The 23,376-nt window shown below is 70.0% G+C and carries 26 protein-coding genes; 12 read left to right on the top strand and 14 right to left on the bottom strand.

Annotated elements, in window-relative coordinates:
* The first annotated feature begins 9 nt into the window (after nucleotides 1–9).
* Nucleotides 10–1,317 (top strand): hypothetical protein, encoded by a 1,308-nt coding sequence (locus AB0M48_RS14565; protein ID WP_363840910.1) that lies wholly within the window; start codon nucleotides 10–12, stop codon nucleotides 1,315–1,317.
* Between the two features lie 16 nt (nucleotides 1,318–1,333).
* Here the strand turns inward: AB0M48_RS14565 and AB0M48_RS14560 are convergent, their stop codons facing one another.
* Nucleotides 1,334–2,563: an MFS transporter gene (locus AB0M48_RS14560; RefSeq protein WP_363840907.1), complete on the bottom strand. Its 1,230-nt coding sequence runs from the start codon at nucleotides 2,561–2,563 to the stop codon at nucleotides 1,334–1,336.
* Nucleotides 2,564–2,615: 52 nt separating this feature from the next.
* On the opposite strand from AB0M48_RS14560, the gene AB0M48_RS14555 reads away from it, so the two are divergent.
* Nucleotides 2,616–3,509: a LysR family transcriptional regulator gene (locus AB0M48_RS14555; protein WP_363840904.1), complete on the top strand. Its 894-nt coding sequence runs from the start codon at nucleotides 2,616–2,618 to the stop codon at nucleotides 3,507–3,509.
* On the opposite strand, the gene AB0M48_RS14550 is transcribed toward AB0M48_RS14555, so the two are convergent.
* The 3 genes from AB0M48_RS14550 to AB0M48_RS14540 form a co-directional block, all read right to left on the bottom strand.
* Nucleotides 3,491–5,005: a hypothetical protein gene (locus tag AB0M48_RS14550; RefSeq protein ID WP_363840901.1), complete on the bottom strand. Its 1,515-nt coding sequence runs from the start codon at nucleotides 5,003–5,005 to the stop codon at nucleotides 3,491–3,493. The two genes, AB0M48_RS14555 and AB0M48_RS14550, sit on opposite strands and share 19 nt — an antisense overlap.
* A 164-nt stretch (nucleotides 5,006–5,169) precedes the next feature.
* On the bottom strand, nucleotides 5,170–6,579 hold the full coding sequence (locus AB0M48_RS14545; RefSeq protein ID WP_363840898.1) for a leucyl aminopeptidase family protein: 1,410 nt from the start codon (nucleotides 6,577–6,579) through the stop codon (nucleotides 5,170–5,172).
* Nucleotides 6,580–6,718: 139 nt separating this feature from the next.
* Entirely contained in the window at nucleotides 6,719–6,886 is a 168-nt protein-coding gene (locus AB0M48_RS14540) for a DUF3117 domain-containing protein (RefSeq protein ID WP_084402065.1), read from the bottom strand.
* Between the two features lie 209 nt (nucleotides 6,887–7,095).
* On the opposite strand from AB0M48_RS14540, the gene AB0M48_RS14535 reads away from it, so the two are divergent.
* Together AB0M48_RS14535 and AB0M48_RS14530 are read left to right on the top strand one after the other, a co-directional pair.
* The gene (locus AB0M48_RS14535) at nucleotides 7,096–7,893 is read left to right on the top strand and encodes a PaaX family transcriptional regulator C-terminal domain-containing protein (RefSeq protein WP_363840894.1); all 798 of its coding nucleotides are present in this window, start codon (nucleotides 7,096–7,098) and stop codon (nucleotides 7,891–7,893) included.
* 10 nt (nucleotides 7,894–7,903) lie between these two features.
* On the top strand, nucleotides 7,904–8,689 hold the full coding sequence (locus AB0M48_RS14530) for an enoyl-CoA hydratase-related protein (protein WP_363840891.1): 786 nt from the start codon (nucleotides 7,904–7,906) through the stop codon (nucleotides 8,687–8,689).
* Nucleotides 8,690–8,725: 36 nt separating this feature from the next.
* Here the strand turns inward: AB0M48_RS14530 and AB0M48_RS14525 are convergent, their stop codons facing one another.
* From AB0M48_RS14525 to AB0M48_RS14505, 5 genes are read right to left on the bottom strand one after another with little or no spacing between them, the layout of a single operon-like run.
* Nucleotides 8,726–9,265 carry a DNA-3-methyladenine glycosylase I gene (locus AB0M48_RS14525; RefSeq protein ID WP_363840888.1) on the bottom strand — a complete coding sequence of 180 codons (540 nt, stop codon included), beginning with the start codon at nucleotides 9,263–9,265 and terminating at the stop codon, nucleotides 8,726–8,728.
* Nucleotides 9,262–9,663 (bottom strand): SRPBCC family protein, encoded by a 402-nt coding sequence (locus AB0M48_RS14520; protein ID WP_363840885.1) that lies wholly within the window; start codon nucleotides 9,661–9,663, stop codon nucleotides 9,262–9,264. The genes AB0M48_RS14525 and AB0M48_RS14520 overlap by 4 nt, the downstream gene beginning before the upstream one ends.
* Entirely contained in the window at nucleotides 9,647–9,955 is a 309-nt protein-coding gene (locus tag AB0M48_RS14515) for a DivIVA domain-containing protein (RefSeq protein ID WP_363840881.1), read from the bottom strand. Before AB0M48_RS14515 ends, AB0M48_RS14520 begins: the two co-directional genes overlap by 17 nt.
* Nucleotides 9,952–10,644 carry a permease prefix domain 1-containing protein gene (locus tag AB0M48_RS14510; protein ID WP_363840878.1) on the bottom strand — a complete coding sequence of 231 codons (693 nt, stop codon included), beginning with the start codon at nucleotides 10,642–10,644 and terminating at the stop codon, nucleotides 9,952–9,954. Before AB0M48_RS14510 ends, AB0M48_RS14515 begins: the two co-directional genes overlap by 4 nt.
* Entirely contained in the window at nucleotides 10,629–10,967 is a 339-nt protein-coding gene (locus tag AB0M48_RS14505) for a helix-turn-helix transcriptional regulator (protein WP_090065653.1), read from the bottom strand. Before AB0M48_RS14505 ends, AB0M48_RS14510 begins: the two co-directional genes overlap by 16 nt.
* A gap of 132 nt (nucleotides 10,968–11,099) precedes the next feature.
* Here AB0M48_RS14505 and AB0M48_RS14500 point away from each other — a divergent pair, with 132 nt between their 5' ends.
* Genes AB0M48_RS14500 through AB0M48_RS14485 form a run of 4 tightly spaced genes read left to right on the top strand, consistent with a single transcriptional unit; the run spans nucleotide 11,100 to nucleotide 15,500 of the window.
* Entirely contained in the window at nucleotides 11,100–12,260 is a 1,161-nt protein-coding gene (locus tag AB0M48_RS14500) for a cytochrome ubiquinol oxidase subunit I (RefSeq protein WP_363840874.1), read from the top strand.
* Nucleotides 12,260–12,883, top strand: a complete 624-nt coding sequence (locus tag AB0M48_RS14495) for a cytochrome d ubiquinol oxidase subunit II (RefSeq protein WP_363840871.1) — start codon at nucleotides 12,260–12,262, stop codon at nucleotides 12,881–12,883. Before AB0M48_RS14500 ends, AB0M48_RS14495 begins: the two co-directional genes overlap by 1 nt.
* A complete protein-coding gene (locus tag AB0M48_RS14490) occupies nucleotides 12,853–14,202 on the top strand; it encodes an ATP-binding cassette domain-containing protein (RefSeq protein ID WP_363840868.1) in 1,350 nt (449 codons plus the stop codon). Before AB0M48_RS14495 ends, AB0M48_RS14490 begins: the two co-directional genes overlap by 31 nt.
* Nucleotides 14,199–15,500, top strand: a complete 1,302-nt coding sequence (locus AB0M48_RS14485) for an ATP-binding cassette domain-containing protein (RefSeq protein WP_363840865.1) — start codon at nucleotides 14,199–14,201, stop codon at nucleotides 15,498–15,500. Before AB0M48_RS14490 ends, AB0M48_RS14485 begins: the two co-directional genes overlap by 4 nt.
* Here AB0M48_RS14485 and AB0M48_RS14480 read toward each other — a convergent pair.
* Nucleotides 15,432–16,343 carry a glucosyl-3-phosphoglycerate synthase gene (locus tag AB0M48_RS14480; protein WP_363840863.1) on the bottom strand — a complete coding sequence of 304 codons (912 nt, stop codon included), beginning with the start codon at nucleotides 16,341–16,343 and terminating at the stop codon, nucleotides 15,432–15,434. The genes AB0M48_RS14485 and AB0M48_RS14480 overlap by 69 nt on opposite strands.
* Nucleotides 16,343–16,681 carry a hypothetical protein gene (locus AB0M48_RS14475; protein ID WP_363840860.1) on the bottom strand — a complete coding sequence of 113 codons (339 nt, stop codon included), beginning with the start codon at nucleotides 16,679–16,681 and terminating at the stop codon, nucleotides 16,343–16,345. The genes AB0M48_RS14480 and AB0M48_RS14475 overlap by 1 nt, the downstream gene beginning before the upstream one ends.
* A 187-nt stretch (nucleotides 16,682–16,868) precedes the next feature.
* On the opposite strand from AB0M48_RS14475, the gene AB0M48_RS14470 reads away from it, so the two are divergent.
* Together AB0M48_RS14470 and AB0M48_RS14465 are read left to right on the top strand one after the other, a co-directional pair.
* Entirely contained in the window at nucleotides 16,869–18,296 is a 1,428-nt protein-coding gene (locus tag AB0M48_RS14470; RefSeq protein WP_363840857.1) for a CocE/NonD family hydrolase, read from the top strand.
* Nucleotides 18,297–18,306: 10 nt separating this feature from the next.
* Nucleotides 18,307–19,359, top strand: a complete 1,053-nt coding sequence (locus tag AB0M48_RS14465) for a winged helix DNA-binding domain-containing protein (RefSeq protein ID WP_363840854.1) — start codon at nucleotides 18,307–18,309, stop codon at nucleotides 19,357–19,359.
* Here the strand turns inward: AB0M48_RS14465 and AB0M48_RS14460 are convergent.
* From AB0M48_RS14460 to dapE, 3 genes are all read right to left on the bottom strand, one after another.
* Nucleotides 19,330–19,863 carry a TIGR00730 family Rossman fold protein gene (locus AB0M48_RS14460; protein WP_363840851.1) on the bottom strand — a complete coding sequence of 178 codons (534 nt, stop codon included), beginning with the start codon at nucleotides 19,861–19,863 and terminating at the stop codon, nucleotides 19,330–19,332. The two genes, AB0M48_RS14465 and AB0M48_RS14460, sit on opposite strands and share 30 nt — an antisense overlap.
* Before the next feature lie 131 nt (nucleotides 19,864–19,994).
* Nucleotides 19,995–20,777 (bottom strand): TIGR00730 family Rossman fold protein, encoded by a 783-nt coding sequence (locus AB0M48_RS14455; RefSeq protein ID WP_319988382.1) that lies wholly within the window; start codon nucleotides 20,775–20,777, stop codon nucleotides 19,995–19,997.
* A 17-nt stretch (nucleotides 20,778–20,794) separates the two neighbouring features.
* Nucleotides 20,795–21,862 (bottom strand): succinyl-diaminopimelate desuccinylase, encoded by a 1,068-nt coding sequence (gene dapE, locus AB0M48_RS14450; protein WP_363840847.1) that lies wholly within the window; start codon nucleotides 21,860–21,862, stop codon nucleotides 20,795–20,797.
* 60 nt (nucleotides 21,863–21,922) lie between these two features.
* Here dapE and AB0M48_RS14445 point away from each other — a divergent pair, with 60 nt between their 5' ends.
* Both AB0M48_RS14445 and dapD read left to right on the top strand, forming a co-directional pair.
* Nucleotides 21,923–22,336: a hypothetical protein gene (locus AB0M48_RS14445; RefSeq protein WP_363840844.1), complete on the top strand. Its 414-nt coding sequence runs from the start codon at nucleotides 21,923–21,925 to the stop codon at nucleotides 22,334–22,336.
* Between the two features lie 68 nt (nucleotides 22,337–22,404).
* Nucleotides 22,405–23,361, top strand: a complete 957-nt coding sequence (dapD, locus tag AB0M48_RS14440; protein WP_363840841.1) for a 2,3,4,5-tetrahydropyridine-2,6-dicarboxylate N-succinyltransferase — start codon at nucleotides 22,405–22,407, stop codon at nucleotides 23,359–23,361.
* The last annotated feature ends 15 nt before the right edge of the window (nucleotides 23,362–23,376 follow it).

Here is a 23,376-nt window from a genome sequence, read left to right as displayed (position 1 = left end):
CAGCTCACCATGGACGGCAAGAAGCTCGCCGACGCCTCTGAACTGCAGGCGAACGCCGAGGCGCAGCTCGCCTACACGCTGGAGTACGGCTACGTGGCACGGGCGGGCGCCGCCGCGGTCACCTGCTGGTTCGCGAAGACGGGCCTGGAGTCCGAGGTGGACAAGCGGCTGTGGTGCGGACCGGTCCAGGTCCCCGGCACCGGCGCCACCACCGACTGGGTGCCCGTGCCGCTCAAGGAAGTCACCAAGACGGATGACGAGGTCCGTTACGAGGTGCAGTCGCCACAGGTGCCCGAGAAGGGCAACCGCAGCACGCCGGGCGGGACGCTCGTGCGCACCGACGGCAAGGAGTTCGACCCGTCGAAGCAGCAGGACCTGACGGCCGGACGCGACTTCCTGGCCGTGCTGCCCGACGACGGCAAGCGCTCGAACCACGAGCTCGGGCTGGGCGACGCCGACATCAAGCTGCGCGACGACCTGCTCAGCACCGCCGTGACCGGCTGGGCGAACCCGGACATCTGGTTCACCTCGGAGGGCACGCTGCGCGCCGAGGCCGGGTCACGGCTGCGCGTGGTGAGGATGAAGGTCGACAAGCTCAACGAGACGGACAGCGGTTTCCACCGCACCAACTGGCAGGGGTTCGCCCCGCAGCCGTCCGAGCTCGCGCTGGAGGTCCCGGGCAAGCGCCAGGTCCTCCCGGCCGACCGGCTGCCGGCCACCGGCTCGGTCTTCGTCGTCTACACCGTGCCGGACCCGCAGGAGGGCGCGGAGCACCTCGCGCTCGGCACGCTCGGCGCCAAGTCGCTGGAACAGCGCGCCGAGGTCCCGTCCGGCAAGCGTTCCGACAACGCGCCGCAGGTGCTGCGGCGCACCGCCACCCCACCCCAGTTCGCGGAGCAGACGCAGAAGATCCGCTTCGGCGACCGCGAGCTCGGCATGAAGATCACCGGGATCAGGCTCGGCCGCCAGCGCCCGATCAAGCTCGGCGAGAGCCAGTACGACGTGGCCACGATCTCCGCGCCCGACAAGGCGTTGCTGGAGGTGCGGGTCGAGGCGACCGGCGACCTGCCCGACACCGCGGGCGGCCTGTTGACCAAGGACCTGATCACCGTCACGCTGCCGGACGGCTCGGCCGCCCGGCAGGTCGGCGCGCGCTACGACGGCGGCCCGCTGCCGTTCGCGATCGTCGTCGAGGTCCCGGCGGACACCCGCTCGGTCTCGGTCGGCATGGTCGACGGGCTGCTGGACCTGCCGCGTCTCGGCAAGACGACCATCGCGCCGGTCGACTCGCGCGCCACCCTCGCCCTGGAGTTCTGAGCTGGTGGTGTGTTCGCTAACGCTCGCCGGTCCATTCCGTGTCCAGGCGGGTAGCTCGCGGTGCCGCCCCCACGCCCTCATATCGGGCATATGGGGGCGTGGGGGCGGTGCCGCGAGATGCCCCACTGGGCGCGGAATGAACCGGCGAGGATTGCGAACACACCACCAGCATCGCCGCCAGGGCCAGCCAGCCCAGGAGCACCAGCACCAGTCCTCCCCAGCCCCACTCCTCGTACGCGGTGGCGCCGGACGTCCCGCCGACGCTGCTGCCCACGTAGAACCCGGCCAGGTACAGCCCTGACGCCTGGCCGCGGGCGTGTTCGGGAGCGCGGGCGGCCACCCAGCCGCTCGCCGTCGTGTGCGACGCGAAGAACCCGGCGGTGACGATCGCCAGGCCGAGCGGGACCCACACCAGGCTCGCCAGGGCACCGAGAGCCAGCACGCCGATGCACAGCAGCAGCACCTTGCCGCGGCCGAACCGGTCAGCCAGCCTGCCCGCGAACGCCGCCGCGGTGCTGCCGAAGCCGTAGAAGAGGAACACCAGCGTCTCCAGCCACGCCGGGCCGGTGAGCTGGAAGCCGGCGACGTTGTAGAACGAGATGAACGCGCCCACGAGCAGCACGGCGACGGCGTACATCGACAGCAGCACCGGGTCCTTCAACGCCGCCTTCATGCCACTGGGCGCGCGCTTCGGCATCGCCTGGGCCTTCGGCAGGAAGAACACCACGATCAGGGCCGCGACCAGCCCGAACACGCCGGCGAGCAGCACCGAGCCGCGCCACCCCAGCCAGTCGGCGGTCATCCCGGTGACGAGCCGTCCCGACATGCCGCCCAGGCTGTTCCCGGCGATCATCGCGCCCATCGCGGCGCCGAGCTTCTTCTTGTCCAGCGCGTCCGCGAGGTAGGCCATGGACGCCGCGGGCACCCCGGCCGCCGCAATGCCCTGCAACACCCGCAGGCCCAGGAACACCTCGTAGTTCGGCGCGAACGGCAGCACGAGCCCGAGCAACGCCGCCACCAGCACGCTGACCACGATCACCGGGCGACGCCCGAGCCGTTCGGACAGCATCGCGATCGGCACGACCACCACGGCCAGCGCGAGCGTCGCCGCGGAGAGGGCGAGCGACGCGCTGCCCGGCCCCAGCCCGTACTCGGCGGCGATCTGCGGCATGACCGGCTGCGGGGTGTACAGCAACGCGAAGCACGCGAACCCCGAAGCGGCGATGGCCGCGGTCAACCTGTTCACACGACTGACGCTAAGCCATACGTCCAATACGGAAATGCGTCAGAATCGATCCGTGGACGAATTGGAGCTGGCACCGAAGCTGGCGGTGCTGAAAGCGCTTGCCGCCGACGAGCACGTGACTCGCGTCGCAGAACGCCTGGGGCTCCCCCAGCCGACCGTCAGCCGCTGGATCGCCGAGCTCGGTGACCAGCTCGGCGCGCCGCTGCTCGTGAAGACCGGCCGCCGGGTCCGGCTGACCCGCCCCGGCCGGTTGCTGGCCGAGGCCGCGGCCCGGTCGCTGGCCGCGCTGGAACCGGGTCTGCGCGAGGTGGAGGAGGAGCTCGACCCGGAGAAGGGCCGGGTCGTGCTGGGCTTCCTGCACATGCTCGGCCGCGCGATCGTGCCGGAGCTGGTCCGCAGCTATCGCGCCGAGCACCCGCACGTGCGGTTCGGCCTGGTCCAGAACGCCCGTCAGGCCGTGATCGACAAGCTCGTCGGCGGCGAGATCGACCTCGCGCTGGTCGCCCCGCCGCCGGTCGGTCCCGAGTTCGAGTCGGTGGTCGTGTTCGAGCAGCCCCTGATCGTCGTGGTGCCGGCAGGGCACCGGCTGGAGTCCAGGAGGTCCGTGCGGATCGGGGACCTGGAGGGCGAGGACCTGATCACGCTGGAGCACGGCTACGGCCTGCGCCAGATCACCGACGACATGTGCGCGGCCGCCGGGTTCACGCCCCGCTACGTCTTCGAGTGCCAGGAGATCGAGACGGTGCGCGGCCTGGTGGCGGCGGGCCTCGGCGTGGCGCTGCTGACCCACGCCGAGTTCGCTCCACCTCCCGGACTGCGCGAGCTACCGCTGACCCCGCGCACCGGCCGGATCTTCGGGCTGACGTGGCTGAAGGACCACCCGCTGCCGCCCGCCGTCCGCGCCTTCCGCGAACACGCGCTCAGGACTCACGGCGTCCAGCGCTGAGTGCTCGACCACATCCGCAGGTACGACTCGGCGCCGCTGAGCATGTCCTGCACCAGCTGGTCGCCACCGACCTGACGGACCTTCTCGACCCAGTCCGGCAGGAGACCGATGTGCGCGCCGCCGTCGACGTTGATGTCCCAGACGCGCTCGCCGGTGCGCTGCCGGTCGACCAGCGGGCCGTCCGGGTAGCTGCGGAACGGGTAGGTCACGCCGGTCTGCGGTGCCGGGTGCGAGCCGACGCCGTTGTAGTCGGAGCCGAACCCGATGCCCACGTCGTACTTGCGCCGCAACGGCTCCGCGGCGGCCGCCTGAGCGACGTAGCCCTCGGGGCTGTTCTCGTAGCCCGCCACGAACCCGCCGAGCTGGTAGACCTTCTCGGTCCACTGGGCGTCCATCCAGCTGTGGCTCGAGACGATGCCGGGGAACTTCGCCTGCGCCGCGAGGTCCAGCGTGCGACCGGCGGCCTTCACGCTCATGTGGTCGATCTCGATCATCATGTGCCGGCGCATCATGCCCTGCACCGCGTACTCGCCGAGCGACGTCAGGCCGCGCACGTTGCACCGCTTCGCCGGGTCGTACGCGGGCGCGACGGCCGAAGCCGGGATCAGCGCGTTCGGGCCGACCGTGCCGATCGGGTTGTCCTGCTGCGGTCCCTTGCACTGCTCGGTCTGCCACCACTGGCCGGTCCGCAGGAACTGCCCGGCGTTGATCACGCCGCCCTGCGTGCCCGAGTCGAACCGGACGCCGCACAGCGCGTTGTCGAACTTGTGGCACAGGAACGCGCTGCGCACGCCGAGCGCGTACATCTCGTCGAGGCCGCGGTCGATGTCACCCCTGTTGCACAGCGGGATGTCGAGGAACGTCCGGCAGCCGAAGAGCTCGGAGGTCTCGACGCCGAGGATCACCGCGAGCTTGCCCCGCGTGATCACGTCGCGGGCCTGCTCGGCCGACGTGACGATGCGGAACCAGCCCTTGCCCGCGCCACCGAACTGCCTGTCGACGAACGCCTGCAGCTCGTAGGTGCGCTGGGCCTGCAACCGGACCGACTGCATCTCGTCGCAGGGCTTGTCCTTGAACGGGTGGATGACGCACAGCGTGGCGTTGCTCGTCAGGTCCTGGACCAGCACGCGCTGACCACCGCGCCACGCCCGTTCCAGCCAGGCGTAGTAGTTCTGCTGATGCGAGACCGTCGTGTGCGAGGGCCAGTCCTTGAACGTCGGCCAGCCCACCGGGTCGTGGCCGTCGAAGTCGCCCGTCACGATCGCCTCGAAGATCGCGCCCAGACCCGCCGGGTGGTGCTCGGAGCAGTCCTTGAGCGCGTCCGCGATGCCCTGCTCGGAGAACGGCTTGCCGCAGATCAGCTTGCCGCCGAAGCCCTCGTGGGTCATCAGGTGGTTGTGCGCGTCGACGAACCCGCGCACCCTGCCCTGCCCGTCGGTGCCCTTGAACGGCTCGCCGGTCACGTTGATCTGCGAGTCCACCGCCGGCCGCGCCACCGGTTCCCACCAAGGCGTGCTCGCGGCGGCAGGACTTAGGGCCGTTAGTACCAACGAGACGGCGAGAGCCAGGCGGAGTAACACGAGCGCTCCTCTACGACGGTGTGAAGGAGCTCACATCATGCCGTGGAACGTCGCCGTCTCGTATGGGCAGATCGTAGGAACTAACGCGAATATTTTTCAGCCAGCTCGACCAGCGTTCGCGCGCCGAAGCCGGTGGCTCCCGCGACGACCTCGTCGTAGACCTTCTCCGACCGCGCCGGGCCCGCGATGTCGAGGTGCGCCCACGGCACGTCGCCCGTGAACTTCTGCAGGAACAGCGCCGCCGTGATGCCGCCGGGGCCGGGCGGGCACTGCTTGTAGTCCGCGATCTCGCTGGCGACCGCACTCACGTGCTCCTCCAGCAGCGGCATCCGCCACCACTTCTCGCCGACACCGGCACCGGCCTCGACGATCTCGGCCGCGAGCTCGTCGGACGAGCTGAACACCCCGCCCGTGCGCAGGCCGAGCGAGACCTTCATGGCACCGGTCAGCGTCGCCACGTCCACGACGAGGTCGGGCTTCAGGTTCTTCACCGCGTACGCCAGCGCGTCGGCCAGGACCATGCGGCCCTCGGCGTCGGTGTTCTGCACCTCGGTGGTCGCGCCGCCGTAGTGGCGCACGACGTCGCCCGGCCGGTACGACGAGCCGCTCACGTGGTTCTCCGCGCACGGCACGAGCCCGGTGACCCTGACCGGCAGCCGCCGGCGCGCCACGGCCAGCAGCGCGGCGATCACCGCGCCACCGCCCGCCATGTCGGTGCGCATGAGGTGCATGCCGTCCGCGGGCTTCACCGAGATGCCGCCCGTGTCGAACGTGATGCCCTTGCCGACGAACACCAGGTGCGGGCCGGTGGTGCCGTACGTGAGCTCCAGGAACCGCGGCGGGCGGGCAGATCCGCCGCCGACCGCCAGCACGCCGCCGAAGCCCTGCTGCGCCAGCCACTTCTCGTCGCGCACGGTGGCGCTGAGCCCGTCGACCTTGTCCGCCAGCCGGGCGGCGGTCGTGGTGAGCCAGCGCGGGTCCTTGACGTTGGACGGCGTGTTGGCGAGATCACGCGCCAGCGCCGTCGCGGTGGCGAGCGCGTGGGCCTTCAGCGCGGCCGACGTCAGCACCTCCTCGAACCCGTCTTCGGCCGTGATCAGCCGCAACGAGCCGACTCGCTTCGGGGCTTCTTCGCCGGTGACCTTGAAGCGGTAGCCGCCGAGCGCCGCGCCCAGCACGAACGCGCGCACCTGGGCGGCGTCGAAGTCCGGGGTGAGCAGGACGTCCGCGGTCTTGGGCGCGTCCTCGCCGCTCAGCGCGCGCACGAGGCTCGCACCCGCCGCGCGGTAGTCGGCGAGCGTGCCGGTGCCGACACCGAGCGTCCAGGTCTCGTCGTGCCGCACCGCCTCGCCGGCCTTGCCGGTCAGGTCGGAGACGTCGATGCCGTCGCCGCCCGGCCCCAGCTCAGGTCCCGTGGACACGAGCACGACCGCCGGAACGTTGCGGCGCGTGGTGGTGGCCACCTCGACGTCCACGAGCTTGGTTGGCACTGACGGCACCGTCGACGCCACGGTTGGACCTCCCCTATTGCATTAACGACCGTTCATTCTCACCTGGTGCGAGAACGAAGCGATGCCCCGGTCTCCACTGTGGAAACCGGGGCTCAACACTGCTTCCTCGCCGGGTGCCTCAGCCGGCGGCGGCCCTCAGCGCGTCGCCCAAGGCGCTGGCCTCGTCCGCCGACATCTCGACGACAAGGCGCCCACCACCCTCGAGCGGCACGCGCATGACGATGCCGCGTCCCTCCTTGGTGACCTCGAGGGGACCGTCGCCGGTCCGGGGCTTCATGGCCGCCATCGCGTGCTCCCTCCGTCAACATCTTCCCCGTCCGGCCAGGCCGGATCTGCTCCATTCTCCCCTATCGCGACTCAGGGGCGAAACCGAACCGATCTTTTGGCGAGTCCCGGTGACAGTTGTCGATCTTGACTTGTGCCTGATCAACACCTGTTTTCACGACAAGGCAACACTTTGGGCACCTCCGCTCGTGTCGTGACAGACTGGGCCGGGTGCGAGCCCGTTCCGCGCTCTTCGACGTCTACGGCGGCCACCTCCGCGAACGCGGTGGCGCCGCCACCATCGCCGCGCTCGTCCGGTTGCTCGAGCCCCTCGGTTTCGCCGCGCCGGCCGTCCGCACGGCCGTGTCCCGCACCGTCCGGCAGGGCTGGTTGCAGCCGTCGCGGCTGCCTGACGGGCCCGGATACGCCATGACACCTCGCGGGGAACGCAGGCTCGACGAGGCCGCCGCCCGCATCTACCGCACCGGGCCGTCCACGTGGGACGGTCGCTGGCACGTGGTGGTGCTGGAGGAGATGCCCGGCCGCGACTCGCGCGACCACCTGGCCTCGGAGCTGCAGCTGCTCGGCTACGGCGCGCTCGGCCCTGTGACGTGGATCGCGCCCCGGCCCTCACCGGAACTGGCCGACGTGCTGGCCGCCGAGGAGGTCGCGGCACGAACTTTTCACGGTTCACACGACGGTGGCGACGCCGAGCTCGCGGCGAAGGCCTGGGACCTGGCCGAACTCGGCCGTGACTACGCCGCGTTCGTCGCGCAGTGGCACGAGAAGGTGTCCGTTGTGGACGAAACGGACGACGCGGCGGCGTTCGCGGCCTCGCAGCAGCTGCTGCACGCGTGGCGGAAGTTCCTGTTCCGCGATCCCGGTCTTCCTGCTGAACTGTTGCCACCGGACTGGCCGGGGCACGCGGCAGCGTCGTTCTTCGACGAACAGACACTGCGGCTGGCACCGGGCACGAGTCGGTTCGTCGACGAGTGCCTGCGGCCGGTCCGCAACGTTTCCACTGCTTGATGGAGGTCCAGTGTCCGAGCTCCTCGTCGACGACGCCGATGGTGTGCGCACGCTCACGTTCAACCGCCCCGAGTCGTTCAACGCCTTCACCGTCACGCTGAAGGAGGCGTTCCTCGCCGCGCTGAAGGAGGCGGCGGCGGACGAGTCGGTGCGCGCGGTGGTGATCACGGGTGCGGGCAGGGCGTTCTGCGCGGGTCAGGACCTCAAGGAGCACATCAGCCTGCTGCAGGCCGGTGATCCGGCGCCGCTGCACACCGTCGAGAAGCACTACAACCCCATCGTGCGCGAGCTGATCGGCATGCCGAAGCCGGTGATCGCCGCGGTCAACGGCAGTGCGGCCGGTGCGGGCGCGTCGTTCGCCTACGCCGCGGACCTGCGCATCGCGGGCAAGTCGGCGAAGTTCCTGATGGCCTTCGCGAACGTCGGCCTGACGGCGGACTCGGGTGCGTCCTACACGTTGCCGCGGCTGATCGGCCACGGCCGCGCGATGGAGATGATGCTGCTCGCCCAGCCCGTCGGCGCCGAGGAGGCGCTGCGGGTCGGCATGGTCAACCAGGTCGTGCCGGACGAGGAACTGCTCTCGACCGCGCACCTGCTGGCCGCGAAGCTCGCCGCCGGGCCGACGACGGCCTACGCGAAGATCAAGGAAGCGCTGGCCGTGGCCGCGGACGGCACCCTGGAGGACGCGCTGGAGGCCGAGCGGCGCACCCAGGCCGACTGCGGCGCGACCGAGGACCACCGCGAGGCGGTCGACGCGTTCGTGAACAAGCGGGCCCCGAAGTTCATCGGCAAGTGAGCGGCGGGTGGAGGCCGTCGCGCTGACGGCCTTCGCTCAACCGGCGCGGAAGCACGTGGAGATGTGGTCGTCGACCATGCCGGTCGCCTGCATCAGCGCGTAGCACGTGGTGGGGCCGAGGAACTTGAAGCCGCGCTTCTTCAGTTCCTTGGCCATCGCCTTGGACTCGTCCGTGATCGCCGGCACGTCCGCGAACGTCGCGGGCCGCACGTGGCCGGTGGGCGCGAACGACCACAGCAGCGCGTCCAGGTCGACGCCCTCCGAGACGATCACCCGCGCGTTGTGGATCGCGGCGTCGATCTTCATCCGGTTCCGGACGATGCCCGCGTCGGCCATCAGCCGTTCGACGTCGGCGGGGCCGAACTCCGCGACCAGCACCGGGTCGAAGCCGCCGAACGCCGCCCGGAACGCCGGCCGCTTGCGCAGGATCGTGATCCACGACAGGCCGGACTGGAACGCCTCCAGCGACATCCGCTCGTAGAGCTCGGGCGTGCCGTGCAGCTCCACGCCCCACTCGGTGTCGTGGTACTCGGCGTAGTCCGGGGTGGAGTCACCCCAGGGACAGCGGGTGATCACCGGTACTCCTCCGCGAACCGGGCGAACCGTTGCAGCGAACGGCGCAGCATCAGCACGAAGAGCGGCTTCACCAACGGGTAGAAGAACGGCACGTCGAGGCGTTCGGTCCACACGAAACGGCTGCCGCGCACGGCGAGCACGGCGGTGCCGCGGACGATCTTGCCCAGGTGCAGCAGCTCGACGGCGTGCGGCGGGTCCCAGCGCGTGATCCGCATGCGGTCGCTGACGCCGAACGTCACGGCGTCGATCTCGCTGCCGACCGACTTCCCGTCGCCCTCGACGACGGACACGCGCGTGCCGAACACCCACTCCGACTGACGTTCCCAGTCGGTCACGGCCCGGAAGATCGTGTCCGGCGGCGCCGCGACCTGAACGGTCAGCTCAAGCTCCGTGGTCACTGCTCTCCAGTTCCTCGAGCTCCCGCACGCGCGCCCGCAGCGTCTCGACCTCGGTCGCGAGCCGCTGCAACGCCCAGTCGACCTCGGTCATCTTGTAGCCGCGGAAGACCTGCTGGAACTTCAGCTCGCGGATGTTCTCCGCGGTGATGTCGTCGGCCGGCAGCCGCGTGGGTGACGCACCGGGGGGCAGCGGCGCGAGCTCCTCGCCGCGCCCGAACACCAACGCCGCGAGCAGGAACACCACTGCCGCGACGGCGATCATCACGATCAGGTAGATCAGGGCGTTGGTCACACGACGATCGTGGCACAGCTCAGGCAGCGGCGAGCGAGCAGACCGAGCCGGACGATCACGGTCCAGGTGATCAGGCTCGCGATGGTCATCGGCAACGACTCCGCGAGCCGTGACGCGTCGAAGTGCGCGGTCGCCAGGATGATCGAGAGGTTGCCCAGCAGCACGGCGCCGACGGACACGAGCGCGATGGTCGCGCCGAGCTTCGCCAGCAGCTTCGTGTCGTACTTGCGGGCGAGGACCCGGCCGAGCACCAACGCCACGAGCGCCACACCGGACGCGATGCCGCTGGTCAGGTCGTTGGCCTTGGCGATGAACAGGTACCAGTCAGGCGGCATCGTGCCGAAGTCCCGCCACGGCCCGATGAGCAGCATCCGGCCGTACTCCCACGCCATGTGCATCAACGGCAGCACGATCGCGAGCCAGATGAGCGTGCGCGTGCCGTACGCGACGGCCAGCTCCGCCTGGTACTCGTTCGCGATCTCGCGCACCGGCCCGAACTCCTCGACCGCGCGCTCCTGGGCCTCGCGCTCGGTGAGCCCGCGGTCCAGGTGCGCCTCGGTGGCGTCGGCGAGGCTGTCGCGGGTCTCGGTGAGCAGCTCGCGGACCTGCTTGTTCGAGCCCCGCAACCGTGAGCCGAGCTCGGTCATGTACCGGTCGACCACGTCCACGTCCATCACGTCTGCGCCCACTTGCCCCCACCTCCCAGCACCCCGTCGATGACCGTCGTGAACTCGCGCCACGCGTCGCGTTCGGCGTTCAACGCGCGCTGCCCCGCCTGTGTGAGCTTGTAGGTGCGGCGCTTGCGGCCGCCGACGGTGCTCCAGTCGCTGCTGACGTGCCCGGCCCGTTCGAGCCTGCGCAACGCCGGGTAGACGGTGCCCGTCGGGAGGTCCAGCGCACCCCCGCTGCCCTGCTGCAACGCTTCGATGATCGCGTAGCCGTGCAACTGCTCGCCGTCGAGCGTGGCCAGCAGCAACGCGTCGAGGTGGCCGCGTAGCGCGTCGGGCTTCATGCGTAGCGACTCTACCGATGTGCGCCCCGGGAACGGTCCCTGAGATCTTCGGTCAGGGTCAGCCCTGAGATCCCCCGGAGATGCGCTTTCGAGCCTTAATAAGTAGGTGCGCTACACATACCGTGCCTACTCATGAGCGCAGCAGACCTCGCCCGGCTCCAGTTCGCGACGACCACGTCGTTCCACTTCCTGTTCGTGCTGCTCACGCTGGGCCTCGTGACGCTGCTGGTGATCATGCAGACGAGGTTCACGATCACCGGCGCGCCCGTGCACGAGCGGATGACGCGGTTCTGGGGCCGGATCTACGTGATCAACTATGCGCTCGGGATCGTCACCGGCATCGTGATGGAGTTCCAGTTCGGGCTGAACTGGTCCGGCCTCGCGACCTACGCCGGTGACGTGTTCGGCGCACCGCTCGCGATGGAGACGCTGATCGCGTTCTTCCTGGAGTCGACGTTCCTCGGACTCTGGATCTTCGGCTGGGGCAGGCTCAACCGCTGGCTGCACCTCGCGTTGCTGTACCTGACGGCGCTGACCGCGTTCGCGTCGGCGTTCTGGATCATGGCGGCGAACGGGTTCCTGCAGAACCCCGTCGGCTACCGGATCGACGGGAACGTGTTGCGGCTGGACGACTTCGGCGCGTTGCTGACCAACCCGGCCTTCACCTCGGCGCTGACGCACGTGGTCTTCGCGGCGATCACGGCCGGCGGCGTGTTCATGACCGGGATCTCGGCGTACCACTTCATCAAGCGGACGCCCGAGGTCGACTTCTTCCGGCGCTCGCTGCGGATGGGCGTGGTCACCACCGCGCTGGCCACCCCGGCGTTGATCGGCGCCGGGTTCGCCCAGTTCCCCGTGATCGCCCGGTACCAGCCGGACAAGACCGAGGCGGCGCCGTGGATCGGCGCGCCGCTCGGGTTCATGATCCTCATCGGGATGGGCCTGCTGATGATCAGCTGGCTCACGCTGCCGTTGCTCATCAGGGACGCCGTGGTCCGGATGCGTTTTCCGTTGTACCTCATGGTGATCGGCATTCCGTTCCCCTTCGTCGCGGCCATCTTCGGCTGGATGTTCCGGGAGATCGGGCGGCAGCCGTGGATCGTCTACGGCCTGTTGCGCACCGAGGACGCGGTGTCGCATGTGGACGCTTCCCAGATCCTGCTGTCCCTCATCGTGTTCACGTCCCTGTTCGTGGTGCTGGCCTGCGTGGACTGGGCGTTGATCGCACGCGCGGTCCGTCGCGGTCCGGACGTGGCGCCCGCTCCTGTTTCCCCGTTGGTGGTGACGCTCTGATGCAAACCCTCTGGCTCGTCGTGCTCGGCACGCTGACCGTCGGCTACTTCGCGTTGGCCGGCTTCGACTACGGCACCGGGTTGCTGCTGCCGTTCCGCCGGCGCGAGGTCGCTCTGCAACGCATGAACCCGTTCTTCCTGGGCAACGAGGTGTGGCTGGTCGCCGCGATCGGAGTCCTGTTCGCGGCCTTCCCGCGGCTGGAAGGCGAACTGCTGTCCGGCGCGCACAGCACCTTCACGCTGGTCCTGGCCGGGCTGGTGCTGTTCATGGCGGCCGTGCAGCTGCGGCTCTGGTGGTGGCTGGTGTTCACGGGCGCGCTGATGGTGTCCGTGGGCTGGGGCCTGTTCCTGGCGCACCTGCTGCACGCCCCGTGGCCGGTGGCGCTCGTCATGCCCGTGCTGTTCGCAGTGCACGGCTGGGTGTTCCAGACGCGGCGCTGGAAGCTCTTCCCCGTCACCGCGCTGCTCTGCGCGCTGCCGATCCCGCTGGCGTTCAGCTCGATCGACGTCACCGGCCTGATGGCGCACAACGACACTCTCGGCCTGCTCGCGTGGGTCGCGATCCCGATCATCCCGCTGGTGGTGCTGGTGCAATGGTCGATCGTCGCCATCTCCTCGCGCTGATCCCGATCCCGTTCCTGGTGCTGGCCCAGGCCGAACTGCTGGCGTCGGTGCTGAGCGGAGGAACGGGACTTCTCCTGCTGTGCCTGGTCATCGGCGCAAGGGTGCTGGTGTGGTGGGTGCACCGCGAGTGGGCGCACCGGGCCGCCGAACGGACTCGGGCACGGCTGCGGGAAGCGTTCCTGCGCTCGCCCGGCACCAAGGCCGGTGAGGTCGCCACGCTGGTCACACGGGGCGTGCACGACGTGACGCCGTACGTCGTCGGGTATCTGCCGCAACAGGTTCTGGCCGTGGCCGTGCCGCTCGCGGTGGTGATCAGGCTGGCGTTCGCCGACCTCACCGCGGCCCTGACGATCCTCGTGACGCTGCCGTTGATCCCGATCTTCGGTGCGCTGGTCGGCGCCCACACCCGTGAGCGGACGGCCCGCCAGTGGGACGCGCTGGCCACCCTCGGCGGGCACTTCCTCGACGTGGTCAAGGGAATCGGCACGCTGCGGGCGTTCGGGCGGGCCGAGGCGCAGTCCACGACCGTCCGCACGCTGGCCGCGCGGCACCTGACCGAGACGATGTCGGCGCTCAGGGTCGCGTTCCTGTCGGCGTTCGTGCTGGAACTCGTGGCCACGATGTCGGTCGCGCTCGTCGCCGTGCCGGTCGGCCTCAGGCTGCTCGGCGGCGGGGTGGCGCTGCACACCGCGCTCCTCGTGCTCTTCCTCGCCCCGGAGGCGTTCCTGCCGCTCAGAGCCGCGGGAGCGCAGTACCACGCGAGCGCTCAGGGCCGGGAGGTCCTGGCCAAGGTGCCGGTGCACCAGGAGGCCACGGGCCAGGTCCCGCCGGACCTCGCTCAGGCCGAGATCGTGTTCGACGACGTGAGCGTCCGCAGCCTGAAGAACTTCTCGCTGCGCATCCGCCCCGGCGACCGGATCGCACTGGTCGGCCCGAGCGGCGCGGGCAAGAGCACGATTCTCGGGCTGCTGCTGGGTTTCGTGCGGCCCGACCACGGCCGCGTGCTCGTCGGCGGCGTCGACCTGCGGGACATCGACCACGGGCAGTGGCTGGCAGCGCTGTCCTGGGTGCCGCAACGGCCCACGCTCGTCCCGCCGAACCTCTCCTCCGGTGAGCAGCAGCGGGTCGCGCTCGCCCACGCCCTGGATCGGCGTCAGGCAGGGCTCTTCCTGCTCGACGAGCCGACCGCACACCTCGACGCGGAAACGGAATCCCTTGTGCTGCAAGCAACCCGTGAGTTCACCCGCGGCCGGACCGCGGTGATCGTCGCGCACCGGCCCGCACTGCTCGGCGAGGTCGACAGGGTGGTGCAGGTGTGAAGCTCGCGATCGGAGTCGGCACGCTCGCCGAACTCGCCGGCGTCGGCCTCACCGCGACCGCGACCTGGCTGATCATGCGCGCCGCCGAGCACCCGCCGATGCACGCGCTGACCGTGGCGATCGTCGCGGTCCGCACGCTCGCGCTCGCCAAGGGCGCGCTGCGCTACCTGGAACGCCTGACCAGCCACAAAGCCGTGCTCAGCGAGGCCGTCGAACTGCGCGGCCGGGTCTACGACGACCTCGCGCACCGCAGGCACGTCCCGTCCGGCACGGCACTGACCCGCATCGTCACGAACGTCGACCAGCAGCTCGACACCAGGCTGCGCGCCACCCTCCCGTGGATCACCGCGGCCCTGGTCGGCGCCGTCGTCGCGGTCGCCTCGGGTTTCTCGCTGCCACTGGTCGCCGGTCTGCTGATCAACCTCGCCCTGCTCCCCCGGCTCGCCGTCCGCAACCCGCGCGACCTCACCCCGTTGCGCGCCAGGCTGACCGAACGAACCACCGAACTGGTCCACAGCAAAGAAGAACTCATCGCCTACGGCCTGTTCGACGAAAGACTCCGCGCCGCCACCAGAACCGCGAAGGAGCTCTCCCGGAAGGAACGCACGAGAGATCTGACCCCGCTGGCGATCGCCGTCCAGTTCGGCGCGGCACTGCTCATGCTCGCGCAGCACGAACCGGCCTGGCTGATCATGGCCGCCGTCGCCACGTTCGAGATCACCGTCCCGCTCGCGGCCCTCACCAGGCCCGCTCCGGAACCCACCGACGAGCCGGAACCGGCCCACGAGCCCGAAGCCCTCGAACTGACCGGCAGAACGGCGATCGTCGGCCCGAGCGGTTCGGGCAAGACGACGCTGCTCAACGCCATCGCGCGAAAACTCGAACCGAGCAGGGGCGCGCTGGCCGACGCCCACGTCTTCCACACCACGGTCCGCACGAACGTCCTGCTGGCCAAACCCGATGCCACCCAGGAGGAACTCGACAGGGCAGCCGCGATCGCCGAACTGGACCTCGACTGGGACCGGGTCGTCGGCGAACGCGGTGAGGAGATCTCGGGAGGCCAGCGACAGCGCCTGATCCTCACCAGGTCGGTGCTGGCGAACCCGGAGGTCCTGCTCCTGGACGAGCCCACGGAGGGCCTCGACCCGCAGCAGGCCGACCGCGTGCTCGGCAAGGTCCTCGACGACTGCCAGGGCGCCGCCCTGGTCGTCACCCACCGCGAAGAGCAGCTAGCCCTTTTCGATCACGTGCGTCATCGGGGGCCGATCGGCCACGAGCACGTCGGTCGAGTCGGGTAGCCACTCGCCGCCGACCTGCACGAACTGCGTCAGCGGACCGGATTCGGCCTCGACACCGCAGCGGGCCAGCGCCGTTCGCATGATCTGCGACGACATCGCCCCGAGCTGCAGCAACGACCTGTTCCGGTGCTTGCGCACGCCCAGGTTCACCTGGGCCAGCGCGGAAAGCCCGTGCATCCGGTGCACGTCGAGCAGCAGCCCGATCTCCACGCCGTAGCCGGCCGCGAACGGCACGGACTCCAGGAAGGACCGGGTCGCCGCGTACTCGCCACCGAGTGGCTGCACCACACCGGAGAGCTCGGGGCGCAACGTGTTCAGCAGCGGCCGCGCCACCAGCTCGGTCACCCGCCCGCCGCCGGAGCTCTCCAGCCGCAACGGCCGCCGGTAGAACCCCTTCACCAGGTGCACGCCGCCGTCCAGCAGCAACGGCCCCAGCAACGCCGTGACGAACGCGGTCTCCGGGTCGACCAGGTCGGAGTCCAGGAAGACGATCAGGTCCCCGGTGGTCGCGGCCAGCGACCGCCACAGCACCTCGCCCTTGCCCGGCAACGGCGGAAGCCACGGCACGACGTCCTCGCGCAGCACGACCCGCGCCCCGGCGGCGGAGGCGACCTCCACCGTCCGGTCGGTCGAACCGGAGTCCATCACGACCAGCTCGTCCACGAGCGTCCCGAGCAACGGCCGGACCACGGAGACCACGGCCCCGACGGTCTCCTCCTCGTTCAGCGCGGGCAGCACGACCGACACCGTCCGGCCGCGCTTCAACGCGACCAGCTCGGCCGGCGTCCAGGACGGCTGCTGCCAGGTGTGCGAGGCGAACCAGGCTTCGACGGAGGGCAGCATCAGGCGAGCGCCCGCAACGCCCTGGCCGGCGGACGGGTGCCCATCACGCTCGCGACCATCTCCACGACCTTCCTCGCCTGCCGCACGTCGGACGCACGAACGGCGCGTGCTCCGGACATCGCAGCCACTGTGGCAGCCGCGAGCGTGAAGTCCTCGTCGCCGGCGGGGATCGTCACCACGTCCACAGTGTCGAACAGCGGCGGCAGTGCCAGCTGGCCGTCGAACTCGACGACGTCGGCGCCAGCCTCGACCGCCTGTTGCAGGGCGTCCGCGCTGGTCAGATGCGCAACGACCAGCACGCGGTCTTTCGGCAGCTCAGTGACGCGGAATCGGTTCACACCACCCAGCGTAGACAGTGAGCTGGCTCACAGCTCCTTGCTACTCACGAGTAGGAACCTGCTTTACTCCGCAGTAACAAACCCTGTGTGATCTACGTCATGGTCAAGGAGGACCAGAGTGCGACGGTCACTTGTTTTAGTCCTGGTACTCCTTTCAACCCTGCTCGGTGCTCCGGCCGCCCTCGCGGTGGTCCCCGGACACCAGATCTCGTACAGGTCGATCCCCGGCGTCGGTGGCACCGTCCTGAAAGCCCTCGTCGTCGAGCCGACCGGACAGGGCAGCGGCCCGTTCCCGTTGCTCGTCATGCCGTCCAGCTGGGCGGTCCCCAACATCGAGTACGTCGGCGCGGCCGCCAAGCTCGCCAAGCAGTCCGGGTACGTCGTCGTGAGCTACACCAGCCGCGGCTTCTGGGACTCCGGCGGCCAGATCGACGTCGCCGGGCCCGAGACCGTCGGTGACGTCAGCAAGGTCATCGACTGGGCGATCGCCAACGCGCACGCCGACGGCACCAAGGTCGGCGCGGCCGGGATCTCCTACGGTGCCGGGCAGTCCCTGCTGGCGGCGGCGAACGACCGGCGCATCAAGGCCGCGGCGGCGCTGAGCACGTGGACCGACCTGGCCCGCTCGCTCTACCCGAACAGCACCGTCAACAAGCAGGCCGTCGAGGTCCTGCTCGCGGCGGGCAAGGTCACCGGGCGTCCCGGACCCGTCCTCGTCGAAGCCGAGGACGCCTACCGCGACGGAAGGTTCTGGGAGGTCGTGCCGATCTCCGCCGAACGCTCGGCGGCGTCCAAGATCGCCCAGATCAACGCCAACGGCACCGCGGTCATGCTCGGCAACGCCTGGAACGACGGCATGTTCGCGCCGGGCCAGATCGCGGACTTCTACGGCGAGCTGACCGGCCCGAAGCGGCTCATGCTCTCGCCGGGCGACCACGCCACCGCCGAGCTGTTCGGCGCGGCGGGGCTGCCCAACGAGATCTGGGAGTCGGTCGGCCGCTGGTTCGACCGCTACGTCAAGGGCACGGCCAACGGCATCGACGCCGAACAGCCGGTGCAGCTCAAGCCCAACAACGGCGGCGAGTGGAAGAAGTTCGGCGCCTGGCCGAACGGCAACGCGGACACGGTGCAGCTCGACGGCAGGAAGATCGCCGCCGGCCAGGGTACCGTCGCCGACAGCGGCACGATCCTGCTCTCCGGTGCGCTGCAAGGGTTCCTGAACATCCCGACCGGGGTGTCGCTGCCGTTCGTCGACCGCAACGTCGCGGGCGTGTGGAGCGGGCCGCAGTACCCGAGGGGCGCGACGCTCGCCGGCACGCCGAAGCTCAAGCTCCAGGTCACACCGAGTGCGGAGACGACGACGTTGTTCGCGTACCTGTACGAGGTCGGGCCGCTGGGCCTCGGCGCGCTGATCACGCACAAGCCGATCAAGGTGACGGGTGCGGGCCGTACGCAGACGCTCGACGTGGAGCTGGAGCCGACGGTGTGGAACGTCGGCTGGGGCAACCGGACCGCACTGGTGATCGACACGGTGGACCCGCGTTATCTGACGGAGTCGACGCGTGGCTCAACCGTCACCTTCGGACCGTCGAGCCTCACGGTTCCGAAGGCGTAAGAATGTCCGGGTGGACCTCACCCGGAAACAGGTGCTCCTCCACCGGATCCATCAGCACGAACTGGACCGGCGGATCAGCGACGCGACCGAGCTGGCGGTGTTCTCCCTGGGCGTCCAGGACAACACCTCCGGCTCGGCCCTGCTGAGTCTCGCCGCCCGGCTGGACGCACCGTCGACCGAAGACTTCACCGTGACCTGGTCCGTGCGGGGCGCTCCCCACCTGCACCGGGCCGGCGAGCTGAAGGCGTTCGCCCGCGCGCTGTGGCCGTGGAGCGACGCCGACGCCCGCGCCCGCGCCGCACGCCCGAAGGTGGACGACATGGTGGCGTCGCTGCGCCACATCGCCACCGCGATGAGGTCGATCGTCACGAAGCCGATGACCAAGGGCGAGGTGAGCAGGGCCCTGACCCCGTTGGCTCCCAAGCAGACGATCGAACCGTGCCGGGGTTGCCAGACCGAGCACGTGAGCGACCCGATCTTCCGCCTCGGCGCGCTGCCCGCGGGTCTCCGGATCATCCCGGAGGAGAAGACCGTGACGTTCGAACGCATCTACGGCTGGCCGGGCGTGCCGCGCAAGACCGCGGGGTTCGACGAGCTGGTGCACCGGTACCTGACGCTGCACGGCCCCGCCCGACCGTCCGAAGTGGCCGGTTACTTCGGCACGTCGACCCGTGAGGTCAAGAAGCGGTGGCCGAAGGAGGGCCTGGTCGAGGTGACCGTCGAGGGTGAGAAGGCGTGGCTGCCGGAGGACGTGGAGATCGCCGACGCCGAACCGCCGGAGGTCAGGCTCCTGCCGCCGACCGACCCGTACCTCCAGGCGCGCGACCGGGACCTGCTGCTGCCGGACAAGGCCGCGCAGAAGGACATCTTCCGCATCCTCGGCCGGCGCGGGGCGATCCTGGTCGACGGCGAGATCGCGGGTTCCTGGCAGGGCAGGGTGGTGTCGGGCAAGCGGTTCGAGGTGACGGCGACGCCGTACCGCCCGCTGCCGGACCTCCTGCCGGAGACCCAGCTCCTGGCGCGGGCGAAGGGGCTAGACGACGCAAGCGTCAAGGGCGACTGACACGTCGTCCGTGACGATCAGCGACTTCAGCGCGGCGTGCGAGACGAAACCCTTGTCCCGCAACTGAGTCAGCCACTCGACGAGTCCCTTGTAGTGGTCGTCGACGTCGAGCAGCACGACGGGCTTGCCGTGCATGCCGAGCACGCCGGCCGTCCACACCTCGAAGAACTCCTCGGCGGTGCCGATGCCGCCCGGCAGCGTCAGGAACGCGTCCGCCTTGTCGTCCATCATCTTCTTGCGCTCGCGCATGGTGTCGACGACGTGCAGCTCGGTCGACTCGCGGTCGGCGATCTCCCTGGTGGCGAGGCCCTTCGGGATGACGCCGTAGGTGTGGGCGCCGCCGGCCCTGGCCTCCCGTGCCACCGCGCCCATCATCGACGTCTGCCCGCCGCCCCAGACGAGGTGCCAGCCGCGTGCCGCGATCTGGCGCCCGACCTCCGCGGCGAGGTCGACATAACTCTGGGGAACGGTGGCGAGGCTTCCGCAGTAAACAGCTACGTACATCGGTCTGAGATTTCCACTTCCGTGCTCGAAGGTGCCGGACGAGCTGGGCGGCGCGCACCTCGCGGCCGGGTGATGTGGCCGCGGCCCACCGCGCAGGGGCAGCGGGCCGTGGCCTTGCTCGGCGCGGATCGTCAGTGCGAGTCCGCCCACGCCTTGTGCGCGTCCTTGACCACGCGCACCGCGTCGTCGATGTCGTCGGTGAGGTGCAGCAGCGCGAGGTCCTTCTCGCCGACCTTGCCGCCTGGGAGCACCGAGCTCTGGATCCAGTCGTAAAGGCCCTGCCAGTACTCGGTTCCGAACAGCACGACCGGGAACTTCGTGACCTTCTTCGTCTGCACCAGGGTCAGCGCCTCGAACAGCTCGTCGAGGGTGCCGAAACCACCCGGCAGGCAGATGAACGCCTGCGAGTACTTGATGAACATCGTCTTGCGCACGAAGAAGTAGCGGAAGTTCACGCCGAGGTCGACCCACGGGTTCAGGCCCTGCTCGAACGGCAGCTCGATGCCGAGCCCGATCGAGAAACCACCGGCCTCCGAACAACCGCGGTTGACCGCCTCCATCGCGCCCGGACCGCCACCGGTGATCGCCGCGAACCCGGCCTCGGCCAGCGCCGCGCCCAGCTCGCGCCCGGTCTGGTACTCCGGGTGGTCACGGCCGGTGCGCGCGGATCCGAAGACCGTCACCGCGCTCGGCACCTCGGCCAGCGCACCGAAACCCTCGACGAACTCGGCCTGGATCCGCAGCACGCGCCACGGGTCGGTGTGCACCCAGTCCGAGGGGCCGCGGGAGTCGAGCAGGCGCTGGTCGGTGGTGGTGGTGCGGTCGTCCTTGCGGTCACGCCGCTCCACGACCGGGCCGCGACGCTTCTCCGACGGGCGCTCATCGACGGCGCCGTTCTTCTTCTCTTCCGTCATCACTGAGATTCTAGTGATCAGTCCAGCAAAAACCGCTTAAGCACGGCGAAACACTCGGTGATCTGCCGGACCGGCACGTTCTCCTCCCGGGTGTGCGCCAGCGTCGGATCACCCGGCCCGAAGTTGACCGCGGGCATGCCCAGCGCCGCGAACCGCGCCACGTCCGTCCAGCCCAGCTTCGCCACCGGGGTGCCACCGGCGGCCAGCACGAGCTCCTGTGCCGCTGGGGCGCCCAGGCCCGGCAGCGCACCGGCCGCGCGGTCCGTGACGGTGACGTCGAAGCCCTCGAAGACCTCGCGGAGGTGCTGCTCGGCCTGCTCCACCGTGCGGTCCGGCGCGAACCGGTGGTTGACCGTGAGCACGGCCTCGTCCGGCACGACGTTGCCCGCGACGCCGCCGCTGACCTTCACGGCCTGCAGGCCCTCGTGGTAGTGGCAGCCGTCGATCTCGGGCCGGCGCGGCACGTAGGCCTCCAGCCTGCGCAGCGCCTCGCCCAGGCCGTGGATGGCGTTGCGGCCCATCCACGCCCTGGCGGTGTGGGCGCGCTTCCCGGACGTCCTGATCTCGATCCGCATCGTGCCCTGGCAGCCCGCCTCGACCGTGCCGTTGGACGGCTCGCACACGATCGCGAGGTCGCCCAGCAACCAGTCCGGGAGGTCGCGCTGGATCCTGGTGAGCCCGTTGCGCTCGGCCTCGATCTCCTCGCAGTCGTAGAAGACGAACGTGAGGTCGTGGCGCGCCTGGTGGCTCAGGGCCGCGATCGCGAGCATGACAGCGTCGCCGCCCTTCATGTCGACGGTGCCGCAGCCGTGCAGGACGTCGCCCACGCGGCGGCTCGGGAAGTTCTGGTTGATCGGCACGGTGTCCAGGTGCCCGGCGAGCACCACCCGGCGCCCCCGGCCGAGGGTCGTCCTGGCCAGCACGGAGTTCCCTGATCGGGTGATCTCCAGGTGGGGTGCGTTGAGTTCCAGCGACCGCTGCACGAGGTCCGCGATCTCCGCCTCCTCCCCGGACACGCTGCGCACATCCACCAGCGAGGTCGTCAGGTCGATCGGGTCGGCGAACAGATCAAGGGTGTCGGACACGCGGTTCACCCTACTCAGGCGGCTTGGGCGCTGAGCCGTTCAGCCGATACCGTGCTGTGCGTGATCAAGCGCACACTCCTGGTCATCTCCCTGCTGCTCATGACCACCGGCTGCGGCGAGGCTCCCGCCGCGTGCGACCGGCAGTGCGGCCAGATCCGGGAGTTGTTCACCGCGCCGTGCGGCTCGCAGCACAGCTTCACCCCGGCCGACTGCGCCGCGTGGGTCGACGACGTCAGCACCATGACCCGGGCGCTCGACACGTCGCTGCGGGGCAAGCAGGTCCAGGAGGACGTCAGCGAGGTCCTTCCCCGGTTGATGACGGCCGTGGGCGACTTCGAGGCGCACCGGTGCGCGGAGGTCCGCGCCGACAACGTGTCCAGCACCGACGCGCGTCAGTCGAAGTGCAACGAGGCCCTCATCGCGACCCGCGGTGACCTGGGTTCGCTGTACTTCAGCGCGGAGGTTCCGGACTGATCTTGCGGCGGCCGGCCCTCCCCCGCCGGACGGTGGCCGGACCGGCCAGCGGACTAAGCTCGACACCTGTGAGCACCGCATACGGCATCGGCCTGGCCACTGTGACCCCGGACGGCACCGTCCTCGACACCTGGTACCCGTCCCCCGCCCTCGGTGAGACCGCGGAGCTGGGCGTCGCCCGCGTGTCCTCCGCCGAGATCGCGGAGGTCCTGGGTGAGGCCGCCGCGAAGCTGCTCGGCGAGGACCCGGAACGCGGCGTCGAGGTCGTCGGCGTCAAGGTCGCCATCGACCTGGAAGCAGCCCCGGAGACCACCTACGACATCTGGCTGCGCCTGCACCTGCTCAGCCACCGCCTGATCAAGCCGCACGGCGCGAACCTCGACGGCATGTTCGGCCTGCTGACGAACGTCGTGTGGACGAACCACGGCCCGTGCGCGGTCGACGGCTTCGAGCAGACCCGCACCCGCCTTCGCGTCCGTGGCCCGGTGACGGTGTTCAGCATCGACAAGTTCCCGCGCATGGTCGACTACGTCGTCCCGTCCGGTGTCCGCATCGGCGACGCGGACCGGGTCCGCCTCGGCGCCCACCTCGCGTCCGGCACCACGGTCATGCACGAGGGCTTCGTGAACTTCAACGCCGGCACGCTCGGCAGCTCGATGGTCGAGGGCCGCATCTCCGGTGGCGTCGTGGTCGGCGACGGCTCGGACGTCGGCGGCGGCGCGTCGATCATGGGCACCCTGTCCGGTGGTGGCAAGCAGGTCATCAGCATCGGCGAGCGCTGCCTGCTCGGCGCGAACGCCGGTCTGGGCATCTCGCTCGGCGACGACTGCGTGATCGAGGCGGGCCTCTACGTCACCGCCGGCACGAAGGTGACGCTGCCGGACGGCGAGGTCGTCAAGGCGGTCACGCTGAGCGGACAATCGAACCTGCTGTTCATCCGGGACTCGGTGACCGGCGCGGTGAAGGTCAAGCCCCGGAAGGGCACCGGCGTCGAGCTCAACGCGGCGCTGCACGCCAACGACTGAGCGCAAGCCGAACTC

It is taken from the genome of Lentzea sp. NPDC051208 (genome assembly GCF_040682435.1).
GTDB classification, from domain to species: Bacteria; Actinomycetota; Actinomycetes; order Mycobacteriales; family Pseudonocardiaceae; genus Lentzea; species Lentzea kristufekii.
This window is presented reverse-complemented; position numbering and strand designations above follow the sequence as displayed.